The 15,224-nt window shown below is 49.1% G+C and carries 14 protein-coding genes and 1 pseudogene; 3 read left to right on the top strand and 12 right to left on the bottom strand.

The window, feature by feature from the left end; translation table 11 throughout:
* Positions 1-5 precede the first annotated feature (5 nt).
* The 4 genes from B147_RS0113480 to B147_RS0113465 all read right to left on the bottom strand — a co-directional run bounded on the left by B147_RS0113480 (position 6) and on the right by B147_RS0113465 (position 4,977).
* The gene (locus B147_RS0113480; RefSeq protein WP_020587729.1) at positions 6-1,022 is read right to left on the bottom strand and encodes a TRAP transporter substrate-binding protein; all 1,017 of its coding nucleotides are present in this window, start codon (positions 1,020-1,022) and stop codon (positions 6-8) included.
* A gap of 301 nt (positions 1,023-1,323) precedes the next feature.
* A complete protein-coding gene (locus B147_RS0113475; protein ID WP_026259648.1) occupies positions 1,324-2,607 on the bottom strand; it encodes a phenylacetate--CoA ligase family protein in 1,284 nt (427 codons plus the stop codon).
* Between the two features lie 4 nt (positions 2,608-2,611).
* Positions 2,612-3,157 carry a 2-oxoacid:acceptor oxidoreductase family protein gene (locus tag B147_RS0113470; protein WP_020587727.1) on the bottom strand — a complete coding sequence of 182 codons (546 nt, stop codon included), beginning with the start codon at positions 3,155-3,157 and terminating at the stop codon, positions 2,612-2,614.
* 5 nt (positions 3,158-3,162) lie between these two features.
* Positions 3,163-4,977, bottom strand: coding sequence for a thiamine pyrophosphate-dependent enzyme (locus B147_RS0113465; RefSeq protein ID WP_020587726.1), 1,815 nt, complete (start codon positions 4,975-4,977; stop codon positions 3,163-3,165).
* Between the two features lie 330 nt (positions 4,978-5,307).
* Here B147_RS0113465 and B147_RS0113455 point away from each other — a divergent pair, with 330 nt between their 5' ends.
* Positions 5,308-6,714: a permease family protein gene (locus tag B147_RS0113455; protein WP_020587724.1), complete on the top strand. Its 1,407-nt coding sequence runs from the start codon at positions 5,308-5,310 to the stop codon at positions 6,712-6,714.
* A gap of 106 nt (positions 6,715-6,820) precedes the next feature.
* Here the strand turns inward: B147_RS0113455 and B147_RS0113450 are convergent, their stop codons facing one another.
* The 7 genes from B147_RS0113450 to B147_RS0113425 all read right to left on the bottom strand — a co-directional run bounded on the left by B147_RS0113450 (position 6,821) and on the right by B147_RS0113425 (position 13,558).
* Positions 6,821-7,990 (bottom strand): pyridoxal phosphate-dependent aminotransferase, encoded by a 1,170-nt coding sequence (locus tag B147_RS0113450; RefSeq protein WP_020587723.1) that lies wholly within the window; start codon positions 7,988-7,990, stop codon positions 6,821-6,823.
* A gap of 288 nt (positions 7,991-8,278) precedes the next feature.
* Positions 8,279-8,818: a MerR family transcriptional regulator gene (locus B147_RS0113445; protein ID WP_020587722.1), complete on the bottom strand. Its 540-nt coding sequence runs from the start codon at positions 8,816-8,818 to the stop codon at positions 8,279-8,281.
* Positions 8,819-8,863: 45 nt separating this feature from the next.
* The gene (locus tag B147_RS0113440) at positions 8,864-9,049 is read right to left on the bottom strand and encodes a MerR family transcriptional regulator (RefSeq protein ID WP_020587721.1); all 186 of its coding nucleotides are present in this window, start codon (positions 9,047-9,049) and stop codon (positions 8,864-8,866) included.
* A 190-nt stretch (positions 9,050-9,239) separates the two neighbouring features.
* Positions 9,240-9,398 (bottom strand): aspartate/glutamate racemase family protein, encoded by a 159-nt coding sequence (locus tag B147_RS33515; protein WP_083927894.1) that lies wholly within the window; start codon positions 9,396-9,398, stop codon positions 9,240-9,242.
* A gap of 84 nt (positions 9,399-9,482) precedes the next feature.
* Positions 9,483-10,364 (bottom strand): TIGR02281 family clan AA aspartic protease, encoded by an 882-nt coding sequence (locus tag B147_RS0113435; RefSeq protein ID WP_020587720.1) that lies wholly within the window; start codon positions 10,362-10,364, stop codon positions 9,483-9,485.
* Positions 10,365-10,772: 408 nt separating this feature from the next.
* A complete protein-coding gene (locus B147_RS0113430) occupies positions 10,773-12,119 on the bottom strand; it encodes an SGNH/GDSL hydrolase family protein (protein WP_020587719.1) in 1,347 nt (448 codons plus the stop codon).
* Positions 12,120-12,199: 80 nt separating this feature from the next.
* Complete coding sequence (locus B147_RS0113425; protein WP_211216943.1) at positions 12,200-13,558, bottom strand: alkene reductase; 1,359 nt, start codon at positions 13,556-13,558, stop codon at positions 12,200-12,202.
* A 41-nt stretch (positions 13,559-13,599) separates the two neighbouring features.
* Here B147_RS0113425 and B147_RS0113420 point away from each other — a divergent pair, with 41 nt between their 5' ends.
* Positions 13,600-14,502: a LysR family transcriptional regulator gene (locus B147_RS0113420; protein WP_020587717.1), complete on the top strand. Its 903-nt coding sequence runs from the start codon at positions 13,600-13,602 to the stop codon at positions 14,500-14,502.
* Between the two features lie 42 nt (positions 14,503-14,544).
* Here B147_RS0113420 and B147_RS31790 read toward each other — a convergent pair whose 3' ends face one another.
* Positions 14,545-14,697, bottom strand: a complete 153-nt coding sequence (locus tag B147_RS31790) for a SpoIIAA family protein (RefSeq protein WP_020587716.1) — start codon at positions 14,695-14,697, stop codon at positions 14,545-14,547.
* 337 nt (positions 14,698-15,034) lie between these two features.
* Between B147_RS31790 and B147_RS28355 the strand changes: the two are divergent.
* Positions 15,035-15,224, top strand: a pseudogene (locus B147_RS28355) (Druantia anti-phage system protein DruA); the annotation flags it as partial.

Below are 15,224 nucleotides of genomic sequence, written 5' to 3'. Positions count from 1 at the left end.
TATCGCTATTTTGCGGTGCGTTTCACAATAAGTTCTTTAATGTCTTTTATAATCTGATCTCCGGGCAGACCGCTTTCATTGGCTTTTTTGATCCAGCTTTCCGTAATGGGTGCAAGTGGCGCATTCCACTCGGTCTTTTGTTCAGGCGTCAGCGTAATCACCTCGACCTGGTGTTCTTTCTTTGACCAGGCAATGGAATCGCTGACATGCCGGTCCATGTATTCGCCGGTCCAGGCCGCCTGTTCTTCGATCATGCCGTCCATGACCTGCTTAACATTATCGGGCAGTTTGTTCCAGGCGCTTTTATTCATGATTACGGCAAAGGGATAGATCACGGTGTCGGTAATGGTGATGTATTTGCAAATTTCCGCAAATTTAAGATCCTTCATCACCTCCAAAGAGGAAAAAAGGCCCTTGACCACACCTTTTTGCAGGGCTTCGGGGGTGTCTGACATGGGCATGCCCACCTGGTTGGCGCCCCAGGATTTAAGAATCTGAGCCGCACCTCCGGATGCACGCAGATCCAATCCCTTGAGGTCGGAAAGCTCGGCCACAGGCGCCTTGGACATGATGTTGGCAGGGGCTGTGACAAACATGGTCAACACCTTGACCTTGTCAAAGGCCTTGGGCTGGTATTTGTTGTACAGGTCCAAAAGCACAAGGCTGCCGGTTTTGGCATCGGGAATTTCCAGGGGCAGACTTGTGGCATTGGTCACGGTGAAACGGCCGGGCTGGTAAGCCATGCAGATACAACCGATATCGGCCTGGCCGTTGATAACCCCGTCCATCATGTCCTTGGCCCCCAAAAGCGTACCACCGGGAAAGGTGTTGATCTGTACGGCGCCGTCCGTGCGTTTTTCAATTTCAGTTTTCCATCGTTCCATCTGTACACAGGGAAAGGTGGGCGCAGGGGGAAAATTTGCATAGTTTAAGCTGACCTTGGCCCGTGCCGTTACAGGGGTGATACCGGAAACCAAGGCGACCGCTGCCAGAACACAGAAAAATAATGAGACTTTTTTCATTTTAACTCCTTTGTTCAAGAAACTAGAGACAAGAAACAGGAAACAAGTGGGCGAAGCGCCTTCGGCGCCTATTTGAGCCTTGTCTTGTTTTGAGCCTTTAGTTTCATTGTTTGTTTTGGGCTAGGCCCGGGATCAAAATAAAACCACCCATATGCCTTGCCTTTTAAGCCGTCTTCCACGTTTCGCCACTGGGCACATATCTCAAATATGCGCGGTTTAATGTTATTTTATTAAGTCAGAAACCTGGAAACTATAAGCAGACATATAAAATGGGCGCCAAAGGCGCTTCTCCCTCTTGTTTCTAGTTTCTTGTATCAAACACCCGTTTACTCTTTTTTTCTGTCCGGGGCAAATCGCCGTAATCCACAATTTCAACCTGGGATCTGACCAGCAGTTTTTTACGGATCCGGCCGGAGACCTGGTCGGCCAGGCCGTTGTCTTCTCCTGCCCCGGCACCATTGGTACGCTCCACCCGGATGGTCATATAATCCCTGCCGTCTGCATCCTGGTTCAGGTGAATCTGGTATTCACTGCCCACCCCGTCAATGTCGCCTAGGATATGATCAATCTGGCTGGGATAAATATTTACGGCCCTGAAAATAAACATGTCATCTGTTCGGCCGGAGATCCTGGCATGCCGGGGGAAGGGGTTGCCGCAGGCACAGGCCCCGGAGATCAGCCGGGTGACATCATGGGTACGGTACCGGATTAACGGGGTTCCCTGTTTTTTCAGGGTGGTGACCACAAGCTCTCCTTCTTCCCCGACAGGCACCGGTTTCAGGGTCACCGGGTCTATCACTTCAAAGATAAAATGGTCGGCCCAATAATGAATTCCTGCGTGTTCCCTACAGTCAAGGCCTGTGCCGGGGCCGTAAAGCTCGGTCATGCCATAGATGTCATGGATATGTTCGGCTCCGGTAATCTCCTGGATGCGTTTACGCATGGACGCGCTGTGGCGTTCGGCACCTAAAATGATGGTCTTTAATTTGACTTTTTCCGTGAGTTTGCGTTTTTCAATTTCTTCGGACATGAGAAGGGCCATGGAAGCTGTGGAGCAAAATACCGTGGATTCAAGATCCATAAGCATGTCTATGTGCATGTCCACGTTGGCTGGCCCCAAGGGAACGGCCATGGCACCCAAACGCTCGCACCCGTTCTGAAAACCTACACCTGCCGTCCAGAGCCCGTAGCCCACGGCAATCTGAACCCGGTCCGTTTTGGTCACACCGGCCAACTCATAGCACCGGGCAAAGATGTTGGCCCAGTTGTCCACATCCTCTCTTGTGTAGCACAGGATCTTTCTTTTACCTGTGGTCCCGGAAGAACCGTGGATCCGTACGATGTCGGACATTGGGACAGACCGCAACGGAAAGGGATAGTCCTTAAGAAAGTCGTGCTTATCCGTAAAGGGCAGGTTTTCCAGATCATCAAGGCGTTTAATATCTTCGGGCCTGCACCCTGCATCTTCGAGCTTATTTTTGTAATAAGGGCTGTTGTTATAGGCGTGGGAAACGGTCCATTTCAGACCTTGCTCCTGAATATCTGCGATCTGTTCGCCGGTTATATTTGAAGGGATAAAACTCATTAACTTACCTTTTTTCATATAGTTGTATGCCTGATTCAAGCAGGCTCAATACATTTTCCGCCACCGCAGGTTTTGTCTGGAATTTTTCCTTGATCATGCGGGCAAGACTGTCCGGGTTGAAGACCTGGGTGTTGTCTTTCATGGCGCCTAGGAAAAACCCCAGCATGGCTACATTTTCGCTGCGTACGTTGCCGGCCGCTTCGGCCAAAGCGGCGGCGTCCCCGGAGAACACCCGGTACCTGTCATCTTCAACAGGATCGGAACTGTTCACCACGGCCAAGCCACCTGGTTTGAGAAAATAGGAATGGTGGGCAAAGCTTTCCGCTTTCAGGGCAATCAAGGCATCTGCCGTGGCAGGCCGGATCAGCGGCCCTGAAAAATCACCGATCTTAAGATAGGAAATGACATTTCCACCCCGCTGGGCCATACCGTGAGTTTCTGAGGTGAGTACGGGAAGATTGTCGGCCATGGCAGCCCCTGCCAGCAGTTTTGTTATAAAAAGAACCCCCTGGCCACCCAGGCCTGAAATGATAATCTGATTATTAGACATGATATTTACTCCTGGTTTTCAAGTACAAGTGCGCCCTTGGGGCAGACAAAGGAACAAACAGCGCATCCGGTGCAAAGGCCGGGGTCAATGCAGACCTGTTCAGTCTCGTTGTCCATACTCAAAGCCGGGCATTCAAACTGGCTTACGCAATATCCGCAGCCGTCACAAATATCTTTATCAACGATTACTTTTTTAAAGGATGCCTTGAGTTCGCCCTTGTCCATGTCAAGCAAACAGGGATGTTCGGCAATGACCACAGCCGGTCCGTTTTCTTTGCAATAGGCGCTTGCCTCTTTGAGAATGTCGATAAATGCCGGCAGGTCATATGGGTCTGCAGTTTTGATGAAATTCACCCCGCAGCCTTTGACAATGTCAGGAATATTCACGGCAATGCAGGCATCGCCCGAGGCGTCCCGGCCCGTGGCCGGTGTTGGCTGGTGGCCGGTCATGGCCGTGGTCCGGTTGTCCAGGATTACCAGAACGTAAGGGATTTTTTTGGTAACGGTTTCGATCAACCCGGGAATACCCGAATGGAAAAAGGTGGAGTCGCCGATTGTGGAAAAGACGGGCGGCTGTTTCCTGTTTTTGGCATAGGCAATGGTGAAACCCGCGGCCTGGCTTATGCCGGCCCCCATACAAGTAACCGTATCCACGGCCCCGAGGTTGCAGCCCAGTGTGTAGCATCCGATGTCGCTGGTGAAGATACCTTTGGGGGCAACCTTTTTAATGGCATAAAAACTGGCCCGGTGGGGGCAGCCTGCGCACAGGGTGGGACGCCGTCCCGGCATCATGGTAATCTGCGGGGCCTGATAATCCACACCGGCAAAGGCGCAGATTCGTTCTTCCACGTTTTCGGGCAACAATTCACCCGCCGGAGAGATAAAGCCCGTGTTTTTACCTTTAACCCGGTTTTTGTCTGCCAGCTGCATCTCAATGACGCCCCAAGTTTCTTCCAGCACCAGGATTTCATCGTAGGTGTCCATTTGTCTGATGAACTCCTTGTGTAAGGGAAAGGGCTGAACCACCTGGTACACGGGAATATCCAGGTTTCTTTTTTTAATAATGTCCCTGGCATTGGCCGCGGCCACACCGGCCACGACTATGGCTTGCCCACCATCTTTGGCCCTGCCGGATACCAGCCGGGGGCGGGTGGGTTCATAATCTGCGATTTTGGCAAGTTTGGCTTCCAGTTCCTTGTGCAGCTGGAGGCGGAATTTTGGCGTTGCTGCCCATCTGCCCGGATTTTTTTCAAAGGCGGCCTCGCGCCATGTTATGTCAACTTTTTCCACGTCCATGCTCTGGCGGGAGTGGCACACCCGGGTGGTGGGCCGCAGCATCACCGGAATTTCAAAGGCTTCGGACAACTCGAAGGCGATGCCGGCAAGCTCTGCCGCCTGGCCCGGGGAATCCGGATCCAGCACCGGCAGCTTGGCCATGACCGCCATCAGGCGTGAATCCTGTTCGGTCTGGGAGGAGTGGGGGCCGGGATCATCGGCACTGATCACCAGAAAACCTCCCTTCACGCCTAAATATACGGAACTCATCAAAGGGTCGGCAGCCACGTTCAATCCAACCTGTTTCATGGCAACCGTTGTTCTAAGCCCGGCCTGGGCGCCTGCATAAGCGGTTTCAAATGCCACTTTTTCATTCACGGCCCACTGGGCGTGAATATCCAGATCCATCTCTTTTTTCAGGGCAACAACTGCGGACAAAATTTCCGAAGAAGGGGTACCGGGGTAGGCGCAGGCCATCTGGCAACCGTTTTTCAGCAGCCCATAGGCTAACGCTTCGTTTCCCAGCATCAGTCGTTTTGTGTTCATTTAGTTAACCTCAAATGGTTTCATCTTGTGTTTCTGCGGACAGCAACATGCCAAAAAATCAGACAAAAATCAATTTATTTGTTGAAATCGTTGGGAATTAAAGGCGTCTGCGCATGGGCCGGCTAAGCGCTGCATAGATTAGTGCCCGACCGAAAACCGTAAATTTTGCCGATTACGGCGTTGGTCTGAAATTCTAATCCTCGAAATACTTCAGCCCTGGGACCGGCAGTTGCGCTACCGGTCCCAGGGGCGCCGTGCGGACGGCAGAACCATTGATGCCGCAGCCGGACAAACAACTTTCGACAAATTGTTTTACCAGGAGGTTTTCAAATGAATACCACCCATGAAAAAGGACATGAACTGCCATATGCCGGGGGACCGCTTAAGCTGCGCATTCCATTTGTTCATTACAGGCTTGAGTACCAAGACTTTATCCAGGGCGCCATATTGAGCTGCATCCCGCTGGGAATCACTGCGGCCATGGTCAAAGTGCTGGGCATCCCCCTTGAAATCGCGGTGCTGATGGTCGTGATCAACAATTTCTTCTATCTGCTGCATACCTCTTTTGGAGATCCCTCCATCAGCGGCTGGATTACTGCGGGAGTGCCGTTGTATATCTCTTTTTTAACAGGATTTGATCCCGGACCGGAACGTATCCAGGCGCTGATTGCCCTGCAGGTGATTGTGGGGCTGATATTTCTGGTCTTTGGTATCACCGGCATTACCCGCTGGATTATCAAAAACTTTCCCATCTCCATGCGGTCCGGTATTCTTTTGGGCGCAGGATTCGCCTCCTTGATGCGGGTGTTTGATCCGGGCCAGCCGTTTATCGGTAAAATGCCGGTGGCCTTCAGCGTGGCCGCTCTGGCCAGCTTTTTTATTCTGTTCTCGTCCCGGGCTCTGAGGTTCAGGGCCAGATCAAATCTGTTCACCTGGGTGGCAGGTTTCGGGATTGCCCCCGGATTTATCATTGGATATTGCGTTGGGCTGGTCACCGGTGAAATTGCGCCGCCTTCGGGAATGTTTGACAGGATTATCATTGATGCCCCGTTTGGGGAGATGCTTTCATCTTTTTCCGTGATGAGCGTGGGCATGCCGTCTGCCGGTCAATGGATGGCGGCGCTCTCCCTGGCCATTGTCGCCTATGTGCTGGCATTCGGTGATATTCTGGTGCTGAAGACGATGATCGAAGACTGCAACGAGGCCCGCAAAGATGAACGCATTGTGTTCGAAGTTCGTCGCAATCACATTATCACTGCCATCAGAAATGGCGTTCAAGGCCTTTTCCTGCCATTTCTGCCTCTTTGCGGCCCCCAGTGGACAGGCGGCCAGGCCCTGGTGGTGAACCGGTATAAACACTCAACACCTGAACAGGAGCCCTCCTACTGGGGCGGGGCCACCTCCATTTTCTGGGGCATGAGCCTGGCCATGGTATTTCATCCGCTGGTTCAAGTCATCCTGCCCGGCAAGCTGATCGGATTCGGCCTGACCCTTCTGATTCAGGGCTATCTGTGTATCTATCTTGCGCTGACCCTTTGCACCACAAATGTCCAGCGCGGCATTGCCGGCATTATGGCGGCAGCGCTGGTGTCAGCCAACTATACCAAGCTTTGGGGCAGTGCATTCTGGTCCGGACCGACCATGGCCCTGATTGTCGGCGCGGTTCTGTTTTTTATTCTTGAGTATGAGAAAAAAGAAACAAAGGGCGTATCCAAGGCCGCCCTATCGGATCGCTAAACTTGAAAAAATTAGACTTAACCACGGAAAGCACGGAAGACACGGAAAGGGCTTTGTGCCCTAACTTTCCGTGTCTTCCGTGGTTAAAATGGCGTTATTTTAGCTTTTAAACCTTTTCCATAGCCCGTTTAAACCCGGGCATGGAATTTATAATGGCCTGTTCAGGTACCGCATAGGAGAGGCGGAAATGGCCGGGTCCGCCGAATCCGGAACCGGGCACAACCAAAATATTCTCCTCTTTAAGCAGGCCCGCAAATTCCACATCATTCTCAATGGGGGTCTTGGGAAACAGGTAGAATGCACCTTCGGGTACGTTAAACTCATACCCTGCCGCAGCAAGCCCGTCACAGACAAGGTCCCTGCGCTTTCGATAGATATCAATATCCACACAAACCCCCTGCAGCTTTCCCACCACCTGCTGGAACAAGGCCGGGGCGTTGACAAACATCATGGTGTTGGCCACGCCGGCGGCTGCTGCAATCAACGCCGCATCTTCAGCAGCAGGATGAACCGCAAGATATCCCACACGTTCGCCGGCCAAAGAGAGTTCCTTGGAATAGGAGGTCAAAACAATGGTATGGTCATATACGCCGAACATCCAGGGCACATCCACATCATAGGCAATCTTGCGGTAGGGTTCGTCCGAAATCAGATAAATGCGCTTACCAAACTCCCGGCTCTTCTTTTCTAAAAGCTGCCCCAGTTCATCCAGCTCCTGTTTGGTGTAGACCACGCCCGTGGGGTTGTTGGGGGAATTGACGAGCATGACGCGGGTCTCTTTATTAATGGCGGCCTCAATGGCGCCAAGATCCAAATGGAAATCGGGCTGGGTAGAGACGGTTTTAAGGCTGGCACCGGCAATAAAAGCATACTGGTTGTACCCCACAAAATAGGGGGCCGGCACCAAAACCTCTTCGCCGGGATTGACCAAGGCTTTTAAGGTATCATTCAACGCACCGGCCGCGCCTACACTCATGACCACCAGATCCGCAGTCATCCCAACGCCGCACTGGGCGTTCAGGTAATCGGCGACGGCCTGGCGCACCCAGGGGTATCCGGCATTGGGCATATATCCGTGGGAGGTTGCGGCATCGTTGATCAGGTCCAGAATCGTTTCCTTGACCACCGGCGGCGGGGGAACATCGGGATTTCCCAAAGAAAAATCAAACACATTATCAGCCCCGAACTGTTCTCTCATCCGGATGCCTTCCTCAAACATTTTTCGAATCATGGATGCGGATTTTACAATTCCGACCATCTTGTCTGCAATTGGCATGGCAGCACCTCTTTGTTTATTAAGTATAAATTAGTATTTGGAAGACACCATAACGTAAATTGCATTAAACCAAAACGTTTAATTTATCCACACATAGGGCCATTGGCAATTAATTTTATCCCACCGTCTAAACGTTTCTGATTGAATCGACACCTATTGTCTGAACGGAAACCATATTTTCAATGTAAATCGGGGAGCGACTTATGCCAATCCCCGAAAAGTTCAACCGTAAAGATTATCAAGCCAGTGAATAGCTTCTGTATCACTGGCTTTTCCAAACCCTTACCGCTATCTGTCTACGAGCCTTCGAGACCGGCAACGAATATCCTTCGCTTCTATCTCCGATATTCCTAAAGATAGTAAAAAGTCATGGTGGGCCCCTGGAGATCGGGATTCAAATTCTGCGTGCCATTTCATCATGGCCGATTCGTCCATGCCGGCAGCCTGAAGCATTTTTACCCACATCTGTTTGTCAATGACAGGCCCGTAAACGTCACTTGTCATTTCTTTGAGTAGGCGGATTATGACCTGCTGCTGGCCTTTCAGATCTGCTATCTGCTGTCCGATTTCCCATAGTCGATTCTCAAGTATTTTTACACTTGGGGCATTCTCTGAGGCCAGCATTTTTTTTATATCAGCCAGGGCCATTCCTGTATTGCGAAAGGTGCAGATTTGGTCAAGCCTATCATAATCGTTTCGCGTATAGAGGCGATAACCGGCCTTTGACCTAGCGGAGGGAATTAAAAGACCAATTCGATCATAGTAAAGCAGGGTACTCCGTGAAAGACCGAACAGTCTGGCCAGTTGAGAAATGGAGTAAATTTTCATTTTTTCGAAAGCGTGGCGACAGCCAATGCTGCCGCCACTTTTCTTCTATTTGCTGTTATCCCGGATCTCAACGATCTTTTCGGGAGGAATCCTCAACCAGGAAAGAAAAGCCTTGTGTCCCTCCGGGTGGCTTTTTTCAAAATTATGATGCCATTTTTGCATTTGATCTTCAGTCAGTCCGATTTGCTTGAACATATCAACCCAATCTTCTTTGGTCAATTGATGTTGCATGATTACACTTCCCCTTTATTATAAGTTTTAGTTTCTGCCACGGCCATGACAATGACAGTTCTAAAGGGTGAACCAATAGACGGGTCAAGAACTTTTTTTCATATTTATTGTCCTTAACACATTATGCATAATGTTAAATTCACCGGCGAGCATCAGCGAGTCCGCCGGAATGACTGGTTGGCTTAATATTTTAATTCACGGAAGTCTTAAGAGCAGCTTCAGAATGAATTATTGCTGTATCAAGAAGTTGAACGTCTACATCTTCTTTTTTAACCAGCAATGGTATCTCAGTACATCCTAAAATAATACCCTCAGCGCCTTTTGAAAGTAAATCTCGAATTATCTCCATTTCATATTTTATGAAGTCAACAAATTGCTTTATGGTTTCTGTTTATCTTTCATACTCACTTATCTACTCGATTATATTGCATTTTTATTCTTTCCAAAACAGAGTCAATACATCGTTTTTCACTTCGTAACCTTTCATGCGCCTGAAAAAAGTCATTCCCAGAAGTGAATTCCGCATTTCCGCCTCGTTTACCGATGCTCCGATTTCTTTCAGATGAATTGTCCCTGCTCTGAAGTCGGTGATTCTGATCGAACTCCCCCGGACAGTTCCATTGGCGGTTTCATAGAATCTGTCAAAGCGGAGGCTGTCTTTCTTGATACCCAGTTTTTCGGCATCATGCGGAGACAGCACAATATGGCTTGCACCTGTATCTGCCAGAAAAGTGACGGGAATTCCGTCAACTTCGGCACGTATATAGAAATGTCCGTCGGATGATACGGGGAAACTGATAGAATCCGGAATTTTTTGGAAGCCTTTTGCCGGGACAAATTCCGCCAGGACTTTTTCTTTTATAGCTGACATTTCATGACGATAGCAGTATCCCGTCATCATAATCAGAAAAATTCCGGCCCAGATTGCAAGATATTTCAGATTCTGTCTTATTTTACCCGAAGCCAGGCTTGAACTGACAATCAGAATGACTAATATCTCATAAACAATACGTCCCGAATCTTCTTTGAGGGTTAATACATCAAAAGTCCGGTTCAGCCAGAGTACAAGGCCCGACAGAAGAATAGCGGTTATGAAAAAACCTGTGTTGAAATTCCGGCCTGAAATTTTTTCATTTTCTGAAGAACCGGGGTCAATATCGGCATAAAAATATTTTTTGCAATTGAAGCATAAAAGCGGGTCTCTTTCGCTCATGCCTGTCATCCAGACTTCTGCTCTTCGGACATTTTCAGTACCGCAATGAGGACAGATGCGGATATTATCATTTTTATGGGGATTCATTTTCTTTTCTGTCATAATGTCGTGCAATATAACACCAGCATCACCGGTTCATCCGGTGATGCTGGTGTTATACCTTATTCCTGTATGTGTTGATCCTGTCTCGTAGTTCTAATGTAACTGCCCTTGCTGCCTCAGCAAAGTCAGGGCCACTACTCGCGTATAGAACACTCCTCGAAGAACTGACAATCATTCCGGAACCGTCGTTAGTCTGACCAGATTTTATTTCGTTGTGGGCTGAGTCTGGGTGTTGATAGACCAGGTCAGCCCATGGCTGTTATAACATGTTGTCTGGGTTCGGGCCATGTACTTTTTCTGAAAGGGACGGTTTGGCCATCCTTGCATTGCATTGAGACCAAAAAGCGCGCCCAGTCTACATATTTGTTACATGCAATTCCCCTGAATCCACACAGCAAATTCGGGATTCTATTTTCCGAATAAAATTTCCAGTGTCATCAGATCGGCTGCCGCCTTATTCCCCTTTGGAGAAAAGTGAAGGTGGTCGGATTGCCAAGCATTGCGTATGGCGAGCGGATCATCAGGACTGGCCATTTGTTTGTCCAGATCTACAACCGCGTCGAATTCACCACTTAAACGGATCCAGTCATTTATCTGCCGGCGAAGGTCATCTCCTTTTTGAGTGTAGTAGCCTTCAAGTGGCGTATCCTTGAGCGCATCCTTATACGGCGTGAGAGTGGCAGCCACGATACGCACATTATGGGCGTGGGCAGCTGCAATAAGCTGACGATAACCGGCAATCAATTGCTCCTTGGTGGGAAAAGGTGCGTTGGGAGCAAAAGGATGTCCCGGCCAGGCAATGTCGTTAATGCCTATGAGTATAATAACAGTCTTTAGATTCAGCACGCTCAACACATCACGCGAGAACCGGGCCATGGCGTTTTCACCCATACGGGTGTCCAGCAGACGCGCGCCTGAAATACCTGCGTTCAGAACGGCTACATTGTTCAAAACAAGGTTTTCAGCCAAAAAATCCGGCCAGCTGGAATGGGTTCCGAGACCCGAAGCCGCTCCATCAGTGATTGAGTCGCCGAAAGCAACCACGACTTTTGTGTTCAAAGGCGCCTGCATGAGAATATCAGTGAGAAAGATGCGGGTGGTTGTTTCGGTCGGCTGATGGATAAACCCGTTGCTCACCTGGTTTCCTATCCCGATATGTCCAATCTCCAGGGCATCCCAGTGAAATGTTTCGATGGGCATGGGGCCGGGAACAAAAAAAGAAACCACCACTTCGCCAAGCGCAGGTACGCTCAATTCAATCGGATCACTTATCGCTGGTGCGCCGGCAGGGATGACCAAACGCTCAACACCACTAAAGGTAACCACCGTGTCGGTGCCAGTCTCTATTGCTGATGCTTCTGAGCCTGGCAAGGCAATGTGGACCGACTCGATAGTCAACGGTGCTTTGCCATATTCATTGGACAGGACGATACGTAGCCTGTCCCCACCCAGACTGACCCGGACCTTCTGACGGACCGTCTGATTCCACAAATTGAAAGGTAACAGTGTCGGAAGCGGGAAGTCACCGGTCCATGTGGGTTCCGGGCTGGCGGTCCAGGTTTTCACCCATATGGCGTCATCTGCCAAAGTTTTGTTCGTCCCCCCTCCAACAATGGCGAATACAATGATGATGACCGTTAATCCGATGCGCATTGCTTTCGATAAGCCGGCAAAATTACGTTTTTTTTGTACCATGTGGCCAATGCCGGATATGTTCTGATTACATCTTGATTTCTTTAATGTTTTGTATTCCATTTTCCTACCTCCATAAATTTTCAATTTCAAGGGACTCGGCAAGCTGTTACGGAATGCCAATTTTTCCGAGCCCCTAAGGTCTATCCCTCCTCGGGGTGTTGACCGAAGCGTGGATAATCGATGTAGCCTTTTTCTCCTCCACGGAAGAAAGTCGAAGCATCAGCAGTTGCCAGCGGCAAAGCTTCGGCAATCCGTGTGGGCAGGTCGGGATTAGCAATGAACGGACGACCAAAGGTCACAAGGTCGGCCAGACCGGAGGCGATAAGTCTGGCCCCCCGCGCAGCCGTGTAACGGCCGGCAACGATAATACTTCCAGGCCAGCGCTTTCTGACGGATTCCCGGTAATCGATCGGCACTTGGGGAGCATCGTCCCAGTCGGCTTCTGCAAAATGCACATAGGCAATATTTTTGGATGCAAGCGCTTCAATGGCCACAAGGCTGGTGTCAATCATCTCAGGGTCGGCAGTATCCTGTAGTGTAACGTGCGGAGACAGGCGAACACCCGTACGCCTCGCCCCGACCTCGGCAGTAACTGCATCGACTATTTCAGTCAGAATACGGACACGGTTGGCAGGTGACCCACCGTATCTGTCGGTACGAAGGTTTGTTGTCGAACGTAGGAACTGATCAATGAGATAACCATTTGCCCCGTGGATCTCCACGCCGTCAAACCCCGCCGACATGGCTAATGCGGCAGCACGGCGAAAATCGTCAACGATTCTTGGAATCTCGTGAGTTTCGAGGGCGCGGGGTTCTTCACAATCAACGGATCTCAATTCCCCATCGCCGTCAACCACATAGACCCGCACCCCCTTAGCACGAACAGCAGAAGGGGCGACCGGCAGACGATTGTTCTCCTGCAACAGCGGATGTGATATTCGGCCAACGTGCCAGAGTTGGAGTAAAATCCGGCCGCCGGCGGCATGTACTGCATCGGTAACCACGCGCCACCCATCACGCTGCCCGGGTGTGTAAATCCCTGGTGTTAGAGAATACCCCTGACCTTCGCGGGAAATCTGTGTTGCTTCGGTTACGATCAGCCCGGCTTCGGCTCTCTGTGCATAATACGTGGCAGCCAACTCAGTTGGCCGGCCGTTAATGTCAGCGCGCGAACGGGTCATCGGAGCCATAACCAAACGGTTAGGCAGTGTCAGGTCTCCAAGCCTATACGGCTTAAACAGCATACTGAAGTCGCCGGTTTCAGGATAAGCGTTTCTGCCGGTTTCGTTATGATCTAAACTTAAATCCCTTTGTTGTTTTATGTTCTGATATCCCATGATTGCTCTCCATGTTTTATTTATAGGTGATGGGTTTAGTTTTAAATTGCCATATAATTTGGGGGTGCTATCCTGATCAATTGGATCGACCCTTTCCCTGATACCAAAGTATTTATCGTTTAAAAATTGACAATACCGCCTTTTCTTGAAATACTTTTTCAAATTTATTGAAAATCATACATGGATAAAAGGGTTACCCCACAATGCTTGAAAATATATCGGATCTGCGCCTGTTTATCGAAGTTGCCCGTCACCGCCAGATATCTTCTGCAGGGAAAGCATTGGACATGTCGCCGGCTGTTGCCTCTAAACGGCTGCAACGGTTGGAAACGTCACTGGGGCAACGGCTGTTTAACCGGACAACGAGACAGATTTCGCTTACCGAAGATGGGCGCCGGGTTTACGAACAGGTGATAAGCATTCTCGAAGAGATTGATGATCTGGGGATACAGGCTGAAACCGTTTCAGCCGAAACGTTAAAGGGGCGCATCCGGTTGACTTCGCCGACCTCTTTTGGTCTCAAATACGTGGTTCCCTGCCTGGCCGAATTTCTGCACGCCTATCCTCTCGTAAAAATCGATTTAATATTGGACGACATGCGTTTTGACCTGTTACAAAAAAGCATTGATCTCGCAATTACAATCGTGCCTTTACACGCATCGAATTTCATAGTCAGAAAGTTGGCAGCGAATAAAAAGATACTCGTGGCAGGGAAAACCTATGTGCAGCAATATGGTCAACCAGATACAATTGAACAATTAGAAAAACATGATGCACTGATATTAGGGAACTACAGGCGGTGGACATTGGTCAATATCCACACGCGGAGACAAACGACAATACTGATGCGGGGCAATTTTCGCAGCAACAGCGGAGAAGCAACGGTTGCCGCAGCCAAGGCTGGATTAGGAATATGCATAAAATCTCTTTGGGATGTTGCAGATGACTTAAAGACCGGCGATTTAGTGCATATTCTTCCCGATTACCTTCTCTTTGATGATGTGGACATTAATATTGTCTTTCCAACCAATAAACACCTGCCGTTGAGAAATAGAATGCTTCTGGAATTCCTCGTTCGGGAATTGTCTGACCTGATCCCGGCTTAACTGTATGATATGTGCCATACACAACCTGGAATATAAAATCCTTTACAAATTCTTTGAGGAGACTATCAGTTTTTCATTTTTTCTGATTTTTTCTTTGAAAGCAGCAAGAACCGCTTTCATCTCTTCTTCTGTGATCTTGCCTTCTATTCGGTAAGCGATGGCATCAGATATGCCAATATCTATCATTTCTATCATGTCCGCAGTCCTGTTTCTAATGTTTTGGAATTGATACTAATTTCCTTTTACCATATACGATATCTGCGGAAAACAAACATATTGCCGAAGTTATGATTAAGCCTTTTTTAAGCTATACACATTTACTATAGCAATTTTTTTATATATCCTGTTGACGTACGTTTTCTTCTTCAGTGGGCAGGGCCAAAATATGCTTATCCCTTGGATGCGGCCCAATTAAGTAATACCTTGGTAAATACCAAAGGAAACCTAGCACGACAGCGACATATAAAATTATAGACGGAGTCTTTTTTATCTGATACACTTCCGGCCTACATGAAGAACTGTGGAGGAAGCTGTGAAGATCAATTTTGATATCTTGGAGAATAAAAATCTATTCATTGGGTCATTGAAAGAATTGCCATCGGCAGAACTGATGCAAGTTTGTGGGAGTGACCTGGAACCTTTATGGGACGAATTGGTTCAAAGGTATCACTATTTAGGTCACAAACAGCTTTTAGGAAAAAGGCTGAAATATTTGGCATTTA

Source organism: Desulfobacter curvatus DSM 3379, assembly GCF_000373985.1.
GTDB lineage: Bacteria > Desulfobacterota > Desulfobacteria > Desulfobacterales > Desulfobacteraceae > Desulfobacter > Desulfobacter curvatus.
The sequence above is the reverse complement of the archived record's forward strand: the minus strand, read 5'-3'. Positions and strand labels throughout refer to the sequence as shown.